This window comes from Nocardia sp. NPDC047038 (genome assembly GCF_040644075.1).
Lineage (GTDB): Bacteria > Actinomycetota > Actinomycetes > Mycobacteriales > Mycobacteriaceae > Nocardia > Nocardia sichangensis.
Map to the genome: position 1 here is coordinate 77,278 of NZ_JBEYVQ010000016.1, position 12,406 is coordinate 89,683.

Sequence of the window (12,406 nt, forward strand, 5' to 3'; positions counted from 1 at the left end):
TGTTCGAGACCTGTTGTCTCGGTGCGGGATCGGCCGACTGCGTCGTCGGCGGTTGTGGCGGTTGTCGGGGCCGGGCGGGTCGTGTCTGCCGCGAGGGCGGGTCACGTCTGCTCCTGTGCTGGTTGCGGGCGCGCCGATGTCGGACAGATCACGGGTCGGGTCCAGACTCCGTCGCGACCTGGTGGTCGGCGAACTGGTCCACGACGGGGTCGTGGTCGCGTTCTCGCTCGGTGCCCTGGTCGGGGTCGGTGTCGGTGACGGCTGCGGCGACCGCAGCGGCGATGTCGTCGGCGGGGTCGGTGGGCAGCGTGCTGGACAGACCGGTCCGGGCCTGTTCGAGCCAGTCCGTGGGAGCGGGAAACGCGGCGTTGGTGGTGTCGCGTTCGGGCGCCTTGGTGAGCTTCCGGCGCGCGGTCTCGCCGAAGGCGGCGCCCGTGTAGGCGTGCCACAGGGTGTCGAGGTCGTCGAGGGTGAGATCCCGGTAGATGCTCAGGCGCTGGTCGAGGCCAGCGGCGGCGGCATCGGTGATGCGTTCGCGCTGGGATGTGGGCATACCGATCGCTGCGGCGGTGACGACGGCGCGCTGCCAGACCGTGTGCATGTTGCGACGGAACTGGTGTTCGGCGACCGAGTTCGGGTCGATGCTGATCTGGTGGTGGGTCAGCAGGTGCTGGCGCACCGCGGAGACCGCGGCCATGTCGGCGAGCAGATGGGTGTCGGAGGCGACCCGGTTGCGGTTTCCGCGCGCAGGTGTCGAGGGCGAAGGCGGGGGCAGGATCTGTGCCGGGGTCCAGGGCTGTCGGGAGAATCCGAGTCGCCGGGCGAGGTCCACCCATTCGGTGGGGACGCCGTTGCCCCGGACCGTGATTTCGAGCAGGCCCCGCTCGCGGTCGGCCTGATCGATCTGTTGTTGCCGGCCCAGCCGCTCGGTGACCGACGCCCCTGCGGTGTTCTGGAGATGGTGCAGGCGGGCGCTTTCGGCGGCGAGCTCGTGGATGCGCCGCAGTCCCTGCGCGTGGTCGGCGGGGATATCGCGCACCCGCACAGGCATCGCGACCCCGCTCACCACGGACTCCCCTCCGCGCTCAGGAATACCGGTTCCCCACCGGCGTGTTCGGAAACCCACGGTTCATCGGGGGACGGTGCGTCGCTGAACAGCGCCTCGGTGCTCGGCGATTGCTGGTCGGGTTCGGGGATCGCCGCGTCCAGCGCCGCGCGAAGCTCGGTGTCGCGCGCAGGAACGAACTGCGCGTGGACCGGTCCCAATTCGTCGGCGATCGCGGTCCGCAGGGCCGCAGGGGCGGGCAGCGCGGGGCTGGAGTCGACGGCGATCCTGGCGTCGGTGGCCAGCGCGGTGGCTTGCCCGGCCCAGGCGCGGGTGTCGGTGTCGGCGGCGGCGTGCCAGCGGTGCCGGATCTGTTCGGCGGGCAGTCCGTCCAGCGTGGCGGCGGCCGAGCGTGCCCAGTCGTCGAGTTCGCCCCACAACTGGGTTCCTTGATCGGCGGTCAGTCCCAGCAGATTCGCGACACCGGCGGTGCGCATGTGCATGGCGGTCAGGTTGGTGCGCAGGCTCGCCGACGCGCCGCCTGGGTCGTGGGCGTGCAACTGCCGGTGGGCGGTATCGAGTGCTTCCCATTCCTGGATCCGGGCCACATCCCCGGTGAGATCGCCGAGGATCCGGTCCCAGTCTGTCGGGCCGGGGGTCACCAGATACAGATCCGCGCGCCACCCGATCCCGCGCTCGCCGCGCGCCTGGGCCTGGTCGAGCCATTCGCTCGGTAGTCCCCCTGCGGTGGCGGCGGCGATCAGGTCCGCGCGCCCGATGGCGTGGTGCTGGTAGGTGCCGAACCACTCCTGCGTCGGTGAGCGGTCGAATCCTTCGGCCTCGGCGAGCATGGCGGCGATGGCGCGACTGCGGTTCTGGACGGCCTTGAGCACCCGTGTCTGGACTCGGGAGGGCGGGATCACGACAGCTCCTCCTCGTCCTCGCCGGGAGCGAGGGCTCGGAAATCGGGCCCGAATCCCAGCCGTTCGATCGCCGGCCGCGCGCCGGGCGCGCCGAACCAGTTACGGGGTACGCGGCTGGCGGCCAGTCCGGGCAGCTCGACGTGGTCGCCGGGTGTGCAGCGGTGCAGCGGCCCGTTGGCGGCGTCGAGGACCAAGCGCATGGTCGGATCGATCTGACGGGTGAACAGCGACGACATCGCCGTCTTGTCGGTGGAGACGACCGCGGCCTCGAACGCCGCGTGCAGCAGCGCGAACCGAACTGCGACGCCGTGGTGTTCCCACCAGCGGGTGCACCAGGTGTAGGTGCCCTCGCGATGCTGGGCGGCGATGCGTACCGAGGTCACCGGTAGCAGCCACTGCTGCACCCAGAGTCCGTAGTTGGTGAACCGCGGTGGCGGCTTCTTCTTCTCGGAGTCGGTGTCCTTCGTCGAGCCGGTACCTGTCCCGGTGGGTGCGGCTTGTTCCGCGCGGACGTTGGGCGGAATGCGTTCGGGGGGAACGGGTTCGAACGGCAGCGAGGGTGTCTTGACGTGGTCGGTCGGGGTGCAGCGGTGCAGGGGTCCTTTGGCGGCGTCGAGTATGACGCGGAAATGGGGGTCGACGTGGCCGGTGACGAATCCGCTGGCGCCGGGGCCACGGGAGGCTTCGAACGCGGTGTGCAAGAAAGCGATGCGGACCGCGACGGGGCGGTGTGCCCACCATTGCTCACACCAGGTGTAGGTGTTCTCGCGTTGGCCGCCGGAGATCCGGACGCTGATCAAGGGCAGCAGCCATTTCTCGGCGAAGGCGACGAAGTGGGGATACGAGGGTTTGTGGGCCTGCGCCGGTTTGGCGGCTGGTGCCGTCGGGTTCGTGGAGTTCATGACCGCTGCCCTTCGGCATCCGGACCGTCGTCTGCGTCGTCGGGTTTCTCGGGTACGACGAGGGCGACGGGCTGGCTGTCGGTGGCGAATTGCTTCAGCGATCGATGGATCAGCGGTGCGTATTGGGTGTCCTGCCACCAGGTTTTGGATACGAGGACCGGTCCGTGTCCGGGCAGCCGGACCAAGGCGCGGTCTTTGGGGAGCGCGGCGAGCTGGGAGACCTCGAGGATGGGTTCGGCGCGCCACGACAGCGTGCGGTTAGTGCCGCCTTGGCCTCGGCTGCGGGAGCGGTCGGCGACATCGTGCTGTCCAGCCATCTGCGACCAGTGCTGGAGATAGTCCACCGCGGCGATGCCACCGCCATAGACCTCGATCGACTGGGCGCGCATCGTCTTGAGCCCGTTGACGCCCCACAGGTCTTCGCCCTGTTCGAGAACTTGCAGGATGGTCATCAGGATGATGCCGCAGCCCCCCGCGTAGGTGTAGTAGGACGGTAGTTCGCTGATGCGGGCGCAATTGGCGGCCTCATCGAGCACACCGAGCAGCGGCACCGCCAGCCGCCCGTCAGGACGCGCGCGCGCGGCGCTCAGTGCGGCCTCGATGATCTGTCCGACCAACGCCGAGGTCAGCGGTGTCGCCCCGTCGGGTCCGGCCATCGACAGCGCGTACACGGTGTCGGTGGATTCGACGAAATCGACCGGCTTGAACTCGGGCAACTCGTGTGTGCGGGGCTGGGCCGCCTTCTCGATCACGACGCCCGCTTTGCCTTCACGCACCCGCAGATGAGTGCGTGAAGGTGGGGTCACCATTTGCGCGTAATCGGCATCGGCCAAGACGTTCAAGAACCTTCTGGCCATGTCGTAGAGCCCGTCCCTTTGGCGCGAGTAGAGGGCCTGGGACTCGCGGATACGCTCGGCCGGGCGACGCTGGCCGTGGGCATCCAGGATCAGCGCCGGGGTAGGGTCCTGGTCCTTGCCCAGCCATTCCGCCACGTGCAGCAGATCCCCGCCCGCGCGGGCGGCGGCGAGTATGTAGAGGGCGAGTAGTTCTTGGGCGCCGCCATCGAAATAGCTGTCCACCTTGGCATTCGCGGCTTGAGCGGCGGTTCCCGAGGCGGCGGACACGAAGAATCCCGCCAGTTTGCGTGCCGCCGGTAGGCCGGTGACCTGGGTCAGCAGGTTCACCCAGAATCCGCAGGTCGGTGTTCCGGTGACCCCTTGCAGGTCCGAAAGCCAGATATCGCCCGCCTCTTGCCGTCCGGCGAGGGTGTGGCGGTAGAGATCGGGTTTGTTCGAGGTAGCCAGGCACGGCCCCCACGCCGCGAGGACCGCCGGGATGGCCCAGGCCATGGTCTTGCCGGTTCGGGTGCCCGCCGCGATCGTCACCCCCAACTCGGCGGGCACGAACAGCTCGACCCCGCCGACGACCGTTCGGCCCAGGGGCGGGCCTTTGAGTTCTTGGACGTCCTCGGGGGCGTCGGCCAGCAACCGCCGATTGGCCACGGCGTTGTCGCGGGCGCGGGCGATACGGATCTGGTTCGGGCGCTGCATGGTTCGTGCGGCGCTGTCGATCTCGTGCGGTGTGCGCAGCAGCAGCCATCCGGCAGCGAGCAAGCCTGCCTCAAGGCCGTAGAGTGCGACGGCCACGAGCGTGGCCTGCCACGGCCAGCTCGCTTCGCCGATCGCGACGGCCAGCAGCGCGGCGACCGGGTTGCCGGTGACCGGCATTCCGGCCCACCACCGGCCCAGCGACAGCGCCGCCCAGGCGGTGAGCGACACCGCGACCGCCGCAACGAACAGCAGCAGGATCGTGGTCTCTTCCCCGATCCCGCTCTTGGTCCGTCGACGGGTCTCCCGTGTCGAGATCATGTGCGCGCTTCTGGATTGTGTTCCGATATCTGTTGGTGGACAGCGGTTTTCACAGGGTCACCTCGATGTCTCGGGACGGGTCGGGCTCGGTGTCGACGCCGGTGTCTGACTCCGCGCTCGGTGTGTCGACTGGGTCGGCGGAAATGGCGGCCGAGACTGCCGCGTCGATGCGGTCGGCGGCGGTCGCGTCGGGTTCGGTAGTGGTGTGGGCGTAGGTGCCGTCGCGTCCGGCGAGGTAGGCGAGGTCGATCTGGTCTTGGGTGGCCCCTGCCCGTGCCGCCTCCGCGCGGGCGTCGCGGGTCTGGGCCAGCAGTTCGTCCAGGCGCTCGATGAGGGCTTGGTCGTGGCTGGGCACGCCGGCGAAGCGGGTGCTGGTGCGGGTGTGCTCGGCCGACAGGTCCTGGACCTGCCGCAGTGCCGCTTGCCGCTCCACGCTGCGTTGGTCTGCGCCGGTATCGAGGTCGCCCTGGCGTTCTTCGGCGTCGAGCAGCTCGTCGGTGGAAGCGATGAGCGCGTCGACTTCCTTCAGCGAGATATCGGGTCCACGTCCGCCGAGTGCGCGGTCCACTCGGCTCGTCGGGCGCAGCTCGATCACTTTCGCCTGGTCCTGGGGGCGTGAGCGTGCGCTGTCCTGTACCGATCCGGTGATGCCGGGTTCGATGCGTCCGGTCAGGATCGCGGTCTGGCGCAGGGTGCGCCAGGTCAGGTCGTCGACGAGTTGATCGCCTGTGGCATGTGCTTGTGCGAGGCGGTCGTAGGCGGCGCGCGTGGTTTCCGGCCGGGCCTGCCAGGCGGCGGTGCTGGCGTCCAATTGCGTCCACAACGCGCGCGCTTCGGCGTCGCCGGGATCCGTCCACCGCTTGGACAGCATCTGGGCCTGGGCGGTGAGTTCGGCGATCTGATCGGGTGTTTCGCCGTACGGGGCGATTTCGCGCAGGTAGTGGTAGCGGGCGAAATCGGCGCGCAGTTGGGCTTCACGCTCGTCGGCGGTGTCGTGGTAGTAGCCGGGATCGGTGGGCGATCCGGGGTGCGAGTCGGGCCAGCTCATCAGCGCCTGCCCGCGGTGTGGTCACGGTGTCGCGGTGTTCGGTGGTGTGGTGCTTGCGGGATGGACATCGGCAGCCTCCGAAACAGAGAGGAGGAAGAATCGGTGTCCCCGGTGGCGGGTTCGATGTCGCGGCCAGTACCCGTGACCAACGGCATCGACGAAACGCAGGGTCTGTCAGGTGGTCAGGGGTCGGTGCCGTAGTCGTGGCGATATCCGCCGTCACTGTCCGGATCCGGTCCGGGGTCGACGGCGAGGCCGGTGTCCTCGGCTGGCAGCTCGTTGTCGACGGCAGCGGAGATCGCGCCGAGCGCGGTGGTGGTGTCGGCGGCGACGTCGGTGTCGGCTAACGCGGCGTTGATGAATTCGGCGCGCAGTGTCGCGGCGGCGGCGGCGATCATCTGTTGCGGTGTCGGGGGCAGCGTGTGCGCGCCGACGATTGGGGTGCCTGTGGCGGGGTCGGTCGGAACGTAGGGTGGTACCGACAGTTCGGTGCTGGGTTTGGTGTAGGAGTGCCATGCTCGGGCCACACTGAGTTCGTCGCGGATTTCCAGCCGTACGGCGTGATCACGCCGGTAGGGTTCGGCAGCGTCGCCCCACAACATGTCGGCCTCGTCCTCGGTGATCTGCGCGGCGTGTGCCAGCGCGACCACCCGTTCGTGACGTAGCTCCATGTTCTGGGCGAACTGCTTTTCCGACATCGGGTTCTTGCCGTAGCTCCAGCGGCCGGTAGCGACGCGGTCGTCACGTTCGGCCGCCAACGCGGCCATCCGCTCCAAATGCCACAGGTCCAGCCCTAGCATGCCGACGAAGAATCCTTGGGCGGCGTTGTCGCGCCAGGGCATCGAATCCAATCTCGACAGGGCATCCACACGGGGCCGGGCACTGTTCTCGCCGAGCGCGACCGCGTCGTCGATCCATTCCTGCCGCACACCCGCCGAGAGCGCGGTCTGCTCGACGCGCTCTCGTTCGGCGGACAGAGCGTCGAGGTGTTGCCGCCAAGCCGATTCGGCGTCACCGCCGGAATCCAGCGGTTCGAACCCTTCCCAGCCGGCACCGAGGATTCGGGTGTGCTCGCCGGTGAGCAGCCGGATCTGGGAGAGCAGCTGGGCTTGCCACTGCACGACCGATTCGCGGGATCCTGGCGCCGGGGGCGGAGTGGTCATGATCGCCACCCGCTCACAGCTCGACCCCGCCGGTCGGCCCGTTCTCCGGCGTGTGATCGGGTGGTTCGAGCCGCCGATCCGTGCTCGCCGTCACCTCGCTGCGAGTCGTGGACAGTGCGCGGGTGATCGCGTCCCCCGGAGCCTCGGCGACACCGGTCACCGCCGCCCGCGCGCCCGAGCAGCGCCTGCGGCGTCGGCGGTCGCGCCCGGTCGGCGACCATCGACCGTGCGGCGTCGGCGGTCATGTTCTCGACGCTGCGGTGCACGTCCCAGGCGATTCCCGCCCAGGCGTGCACGCGCCAAGCCTGTTCGAGTTCGGTGTCGTCGTAGCCGTCGACGCTGAACTCGACCAGCCACGACCAGCCGAGTTCGTCTCGTCCCCAGAGTTGATCGCGTTCGGCCTGGGTCAGTTCGGCGAGCGCCGCGACGGAGTCGACGCGTTCCCATAGCAGGTCCATGTTGATCAGGTACTGCTGGTGACCGGCGCTGTCGGTCGGGTTGCCGACCTCGCGTTCTTCGCGCGCGATGGCGATGGCAGCCATGTGTTCCAACGTCCAGATGTCCTCGGCGATCGTCGCGATCATCTGCGCGCGGACTGGGTCGTCGCCGTGGCGGGTTGTCGGTGGATCGGTCACCGCCTCGCCCCACCGTCGGCCCGCCTTGCCGTTTTCCACTGCCGCGGTGATCGCCGTGGGCGGGATTCCGGAGGTGTCGGTGCGCACGATCAGTTCCCGCTGTTCGGCCTTGAGGTCGCGCAGGTGCGCTTGCCAGGATTGGATCGCGATGTCACGGCGTCCGAAGCCGGGGCCGTATTCGGGATATCCCCGATACAGCAACCGCGCGTGCTCGGCGCCACGCTCCTGGATCCGCGCGAGCAGCCCGGCTTTCCAGCCCGCCAAGTCCCCGAGATCATCGGTTCGACTCATCTGCCTTTTCCTTCCTATTTGGGCTTGTGGCACAACGGTTTTCGGTTGCATCTCTGTAGCTGCCGTCATGGTTCGGCTCCGTCGCTCGGATCGGGATAGGACGGCAGGGCAATCTGTTCGCCCGCCGAGGTGGAGTCCGGATCGGCGAGGGCCGCGCCGGGCTCGGGTGAGGGCTCTACCGCGGTGGCGATCGCGGCGGCCGTGCGGGCGATGGCGGGGTCGGGAATGTGGCGTTCGTCGAGCAGGGCGAGGGCTTCGGTGACCTCGGTGACCATGTCGTCGGGCGAGGTCGGCATCGCCGCGTGGGCGTCGGCGGCGGTGATCCCGGCGGCTTGCAGCACGACCACCGGGATGGTCGCCGCGCTGAAGTCAGCGGTGACGATCCGGTTCCAGTCCTGTGCCAACGACTTCAAGTCGGTGTCGCGGAGTCGCTCGGCGACCGCAGTGGACCAGTGGCGCTCGCCTCGGGCCCAGACCTGGTGTCGTTCTTCGGTCGTCAACCCCAGGGCGTGGGAGATCGCGCCCAGACGCTGCCAGGTCATGCCCATGATCCGGCGGAAGCGGGCGGTGACCTCGGCGTCGACGCCACGGTGGGTGAAGACCGCGCCGATACCGGCCATGTCCTGCAAGCCGCGAACGTCACGGCCCAGCGCGGTGATCAGCAGTGAGCGTTCGATGCGCCCGGATCCGAGCATCTGCCGGCCCGCCTGCCACCGTTCGCCGCGTTGCCCGGAGGCGCGAGCGTAGTCGATCCACGCGTGCGGTACCCCAATCCCGAGGGCGACCTGTTCGAGTTGGTCCAGGCAGCGCTGTCCAATTCCCCACTGTTCGTCGGTGCCGGCGGGTTCGCCGGTCTCGGCCGGGCGCGGGCGGTGGCGCTCGTTGTCCAACGCCAGGTTCTGGATGCCCTTGAGCAGGTGGGCCTGGAGCGCGGTCGGGCTGTCCATCACTGACTCCTCGACCCGGTCACAGCTCCCACTCCGGTTCTGGACCGAACTGCTCGGTCGTGGGATCGATGCCCGGCGCGTCCTCGGGCAGCGGTTCCTCACCGGTGCTGCCACCGACCGCGGCGTCCACGGCGTCGGCGACCACCGATGCCATCGGCAGATCCGGCTCGGGCGCGGGATCGATCAGTTCGTCGACCGCGTGTGCGAGGCGGGTCTCGGCGGTCAGGTCCTCGGTCAGTCGCTGCCACGCATCCGGTGCCACCGACCCCGGGTACTCGGGTTCGGTGGATGCGGTGGGGTCGGTGACACCGAAGTCGTCGCCGCCGGGCTGGTCGGGCTCGATGTCGAAGAATTCGACGTCGATCACGGCGTCGGCATCGGCAGCCGGGAGGGAAGGAGCGTCGATGACCTCGGTGACGTTGTGGCCGGTGTCCTCGGCGAAGCGCTGGTCGTATGCATCGGCGTCGCGCTCGTGTTCCTCGGACAGGTCCCGGTTGGCGTCGGCGGCGGCGAACGCCGCCGTCGACGCCGCAGCCTCACCGTCGGTGCCTTGGCCGGTGAGGGTGTCGGTGAAACCGGCTGCACGCTTACGGATTCCGATCAGCAGTTGCTTGTATTCGACGTCGAGCCTGTGGAGTTCGTCGGCGCGGGCCTCGCGCCTGTCGTACGCCGTGGTCTTCTTGTCGTGGATCTGCTGGTTGTGGGTGTGCTCTTGATCGCCGAGTTTGTTGCGGCGGGCCAGGTCGCTGTCGGCGCGTTCGATGCGCCGCCGGGTTTCGGTCTGGGCGAGGGTGTGGGCTTCCTGGTTGTGGGTGGTGCGACCCTTGATTTCGGTGATGCGGGCTTGGTTGAGCTGCCACTCGGACCTGGATTTGTCGATCGTGGCGGCGACGCGCACGTTGTACTCGCGGATCGAGCGCTGCTCGCGCCGGTCGGCTTGTTCGACGCGCTGGAGGTGTTCGGTGTGCGAGCGGCTATCGGTGCCGCGGCCGCGCATCAGGGCTGCGGTGGTGTGGGCGGTTTGTAGGGCTTGGACGAAGCCCTGACGCATCTGCTGGCCGCCCTCCTCGACCGGGTCTCCGCTCACTGGGTCACCTGCAATTCCGACAGGAGCCACTGTGTCTCGACGCTGTCGCGGGTCGCGGTGGCATACACCGCGAAGGCGGTCGGATCCGACACGGGCGCGTCGATGTCGATGGTCACGACCCGTGCCACCTGGGTGGCGGTGTCGGGTGGGTGGTCATCGGCCAGTACTCGCGCGGTGGTCGCGACCTGCACACGGTCGGTGCGCCACTGCTGCCAGACGGCGGTGGTGACCGGCGCCCAGACCAGCGCGCTGGATGCGGCGCGGGCGGCGAACCGGTCCTCGAGCAACGCTCGTGCCGAGGCCAGCGCCTCGGTGGGGTCGGCCTGCTCACCGGGTTGGTAGCCGAAGATCGCGCCGAGCGCGGCGGTGAGTACCTGCTCGGCATCGCAGGGATCAACCTGATCGAACGGTGCGGCGAAATCTTTCCCGTGGCAGTTGATCTCGCCAGTAGTGGGGCTGGCTGGCAACTGTGCGGCACATCCTGTCGCGCAGATCGCGACGGTGGCGATCCATGCCGCCGCGGTGCGTCGGCTGCTCATGACTGGTCGGGGTCGGGGTCGGTCAGCGACAGCAGGTCGCTGCCGCGCCATTCGACGCAGGGGGCGCTCGAGGCGCGGGCTGCCGGATTGCGGACGGGATCGGTGACTATCTCGAGCAACAGATTCGCGGCGAGGGCGGCGCGGTAGAGCCCGGCCAGATCGAGCCCGTGGCTGCGTGCGACGGTCAGGCGCAGGGCGGCGGCGTCGACATCCCACCGTCGGCACGTCTGCCCGGCGACCCGGATCGCCTGGCGTGCGGCGGATTCGGCGGCCTGCGCCGCGCTCTTGACCGTCGCGTCCGGCGGGTGGCGGTCGCGCCAGACGATCTCTCCGCCCGAGCGGATGACGGTGAAATGAGCACGGGTTCCCGCGCACCACAGCGCTAGTCTCGGACCGTGGACCGCGCGGACCGCGAAGATCGGGTCGGCGCCCTTCTGCGCGATGTTCAGCGCGCGCACGGCCTCGTAGTCGACCCCGGCCATCGAGCGCAGAACGCGGACGAATCGCTGAAATCCGGCCGGATCGTCGAGTCCGTGCTCGATCGCGAAGCGCTCCAGGTCCAGGGCGCGGGTGGTGCGGCGAAGCCGCGCGGTGTTGGTGGTGACCAGTAATTCGATATCGCGCATCGTCGTTCCCGCACCGGCGGCGGGGCGGTCTGTGGGGTTCTCACTCACGGTTCGACCTCCGTGTGTCGTTGTCTACGTGCTGTTTCCGGTTCTGCGGGGCGTCGGCAGATGGGGCGGTGATCGCGGCCGGGGGATGGGTTCTCGCGGCATGCTGTGGGCCGTGCACCGGCGCGCAACGGGATCGACGCAAGATCCGGTGAGAAGACGCAATCGGTCATGACAACCCGGTCGATTCGCGAACTTCGTAGCGGCGCACGTCCATTCGCTCCCCCGCAAATCCGCTGAGAAGAGTGGTGGTCACCGTCTGCCCGGATTGGGGAGCGTGCAGGAGCTGGTCGCGCCCCTGATCGTCGGGTCCCAGATAGATCCCGACGTGATGGGAATCCGAGTCCCCTTGGGAGGTGAAGAAGATCAAATCGCCGGGCTGTCGTTGCGCGAACGGCACGACGACCGCGCTGGGATGGTCCTGCTGGGCCTGGGTGTAATGCGGGAGCCGGATCCGGCCGCCGGAAGCGTGGTAGATCGCATACAGGGTCAGTCCCGAGCAGTCCACACCACCGTTGGTCGGGCCGTTGATATCGCCGCCGCCCCACACATACGGGGTGCCGATCCAGCGGGAGGCGTGCTCGATCACCGCGCGCCCGAACGCGCTGGCCTCGGCGGGACTCAACACCGACGCTGCCCCCGAACCACAGCCCGTGGGCGCCGCACCCGCCGAGGCGGGTGCGGTGCGGGGGTCGACGTCGGCGAAACGCTGATACAACTCGCGCGCGAGCTCGATCTGTCCGGCGTAGGCGTTGGGCACCGAGCGCTCGATGTGCTGGGCCAACTCCGCGGGTGAGAGCTGTTGCGCCAGTAGCCCTGATTGTTCGGCGCGGTCGTAGAACCAGTTGATCTGGTAACTCGATTGCATCAGCTTCGCGATGCCGACCGATCCCCACACGCTGGCCCGGAGTTGATGCGGGCCGACCGAGTCGTGGTCGTGACCCAGCCCGTCGTTGGAATAGCTCAGCGATTCCGGAACCGACGGATTCGCCAGATTCCGGAACCCAGACTCCGTGGCTTGGGCGGCGAGTTCGGCGAGGATCACCGATTCGGGCATCCGGCGCTGTTTGCCGATCACGACCCCGTCGCGCGCGAGCCGCAACTGCGCCTCGCTCAAACCCGCCACCGTCTGCCCGGTCGGCCCGCCCGCTCCGGCGGCCAGCGGTGTGGCGCAGGAGGTGCGGGGATCGGCTGCGACCACCCCGAGTAGCAACACCAGCAGCGCGATCGGTAGTAGGATCGCTGCGGCGGCGGTCGTTTTCGAGGTCACGTTCATCATCGCCGCCG

12 protein-coding genes are annotated in these 12,406 nt (G+C 68.9%); all 12 read right to left on the reverse strand.

Going from position 1 to position 12,406, the window contains the following annotated elements; translation table 11 throughout:
• Nucleotides 1-148: 148 nt before the first annotated feature.
• The 12 genes from ABZ824_RS33155 to ABZ824_RS33210 all read right to left on the reverse strand — a co-directional run bounded on the left by ABZ824_RS33155 (nucleotide 149) and on the right by ABZ824_RS33210 (nucleotide 12,389).
• Nucleotides 149-1,066 (reverse strand): hypothetical protein, encoded by a 918-nt coding sequence (locus tag ABZ824_RS33155; RefSeq protein WP_356968036.1) that lies wholly within the window; start codon nucleotides 1,064-1,066, stop codon nucleotides 149-151.
• A complete protein-coding gene (locus ABZ824_RS33160; protein WP_356968038.1) occupies nucleotides 1,063-1,968 on the reverse strand; it encodes a hypothetical protein in 906 nt (301 codons plus the stop codon). The genes ABZ824_RS33155 and ABZ824_RS33160 overlap by 4 nt, the downstream gene beginning before the upstream one ends.
• Complete coding sequence (locus ABZ824_RS33165; protein WP_356968040.1) at nucleotides 1,965-2,870, reverse strand: DUF4913 domain-containing protein; 906 nt, start codon at nucleotides 2,868-2,870, stop codon at nucleotides 1,965-1,967. The genes ABZ824_RS33160 and ABZ824_RS33165 overlap by 4 nt, the downstream gene beginning before the upstream one ends.
• Nucleotides 2,867-4,738, reverse strand: a complete 1,872-nt coding sequence (locus ABZ824_RS33170; protein WP_356968042.1) for a TraM recognition domain-containing protein — start codon at nucleotides 4,736-4,738, stop codon at nucleotides 2,867-2,869. The genes ABZ824_RS33165 and ABZ824_RS33170 overlap by 4 nt, the downstream gene beginning before the upstream one ends.
• Before the next feature lie 49 nt (nucleotides 4,739-4,787).
• Nucleotides 4,788-5,786, reverse strand: a complete 999-nt coding sequence (locus tag ABZ824_RS33175) for a hypothetical protein (RefSeq protein ID WP_356968044.1) — start codon at nucleotides 5,784-5,786, stop codon at nucleotides 4,788-4,790.
• 182 nt (nucleotides 5,787-5,968) lie between these two features.
• Nucleotides 5,969-6,949, reverse strand: a complete 981-nt coding sequence (locus ABZ824_RS33180) for a hypothetical protein (RefSeq protein ID WP_356968045.1) — start codon at nucleotides 6,947-6,949, stop codon at nucleotides 5,969-5,971.
• Entirely contained in the window at nucleotides 6,946-7,875 is a 930-nt protein-coding gene (locus ABZ824_RS33185) for a hypothetical protein (protein WP_356968047.1), read from the reverse strand. The genes ABZ824_RS33180 and ABZ824_RS33185 overlap by 4 nt, the downstream gene beginning before the upstream one ends.
• A 65-nt stretch (nucleotides 7,876-7,940) precedes the next feature.
• Nucleotides 7,941-8,822: a hypothetical protein gene (locus ABZ824_RS33190; protein WP_356968049.1), complete on the reverse strand. Its 882-nt coding sequence runs from the start codon at nucleotides 8,820-8,822 to the stop codon at nucleotides 7,941-7,943.
• Between the two features lie 19 nt (nucleotides 8,823-8,841).
• Nucleotides 8,842-9,909, reverse strand: a complete 1,068-nt coding sequence (locus tag ABZ824_RS33195; RefSeq protein ID WP_356968051.1) for a hypothetical protein — start codon at nucleotides 9,907-9,909, stop codon at nucleotides 8,842-8,844.
• Nucleotides 9,906-10,448, reverse strand: a complete 543-nt coding sequence (locus ABZ824_RS33200; RefSeq protein ID WP_356968053.1) for a hypothetical protein — start codon at nucleotides 10,446-10,448, stop codon at nucleotides 9,906-9,908. The genes ABZ824_RS33195 and ABZ824_RS33200 overlap by 4 nt, the downstream gene beginning before the upstream one ends.
• Complete coding sequence (locus ABZ824_RS33205; protein ID WP_356968055.1) at nucleotides 10,445-11,122, reverse strand: hypothetical protein; 678 nt, start codon at nucleotides 11,120-11,122, stop codon at nucleotides 10,445-10,447. Before ABZ824_RS33205 ends, ABZ824_RS33200 begins: the two co-directional genes overlap by 4 nt.
• A 166-nt stretch (nucleotides 11,123-11,288) precedes the next feature.
• On the reverse strand, nucleotides 11,289-12,389 hold the full coding sequence (locus tag ABZ824_RS33210; protein WP_356968057.1) for a C40 family peptidase: 1,101 nt from the start codon (nucleotides 12,387-12,389) through the stop codon (nucleotides 11,289-11,291).
• Nucleotides 12,390-12,406: the final 17 nt, after the last annotated feature.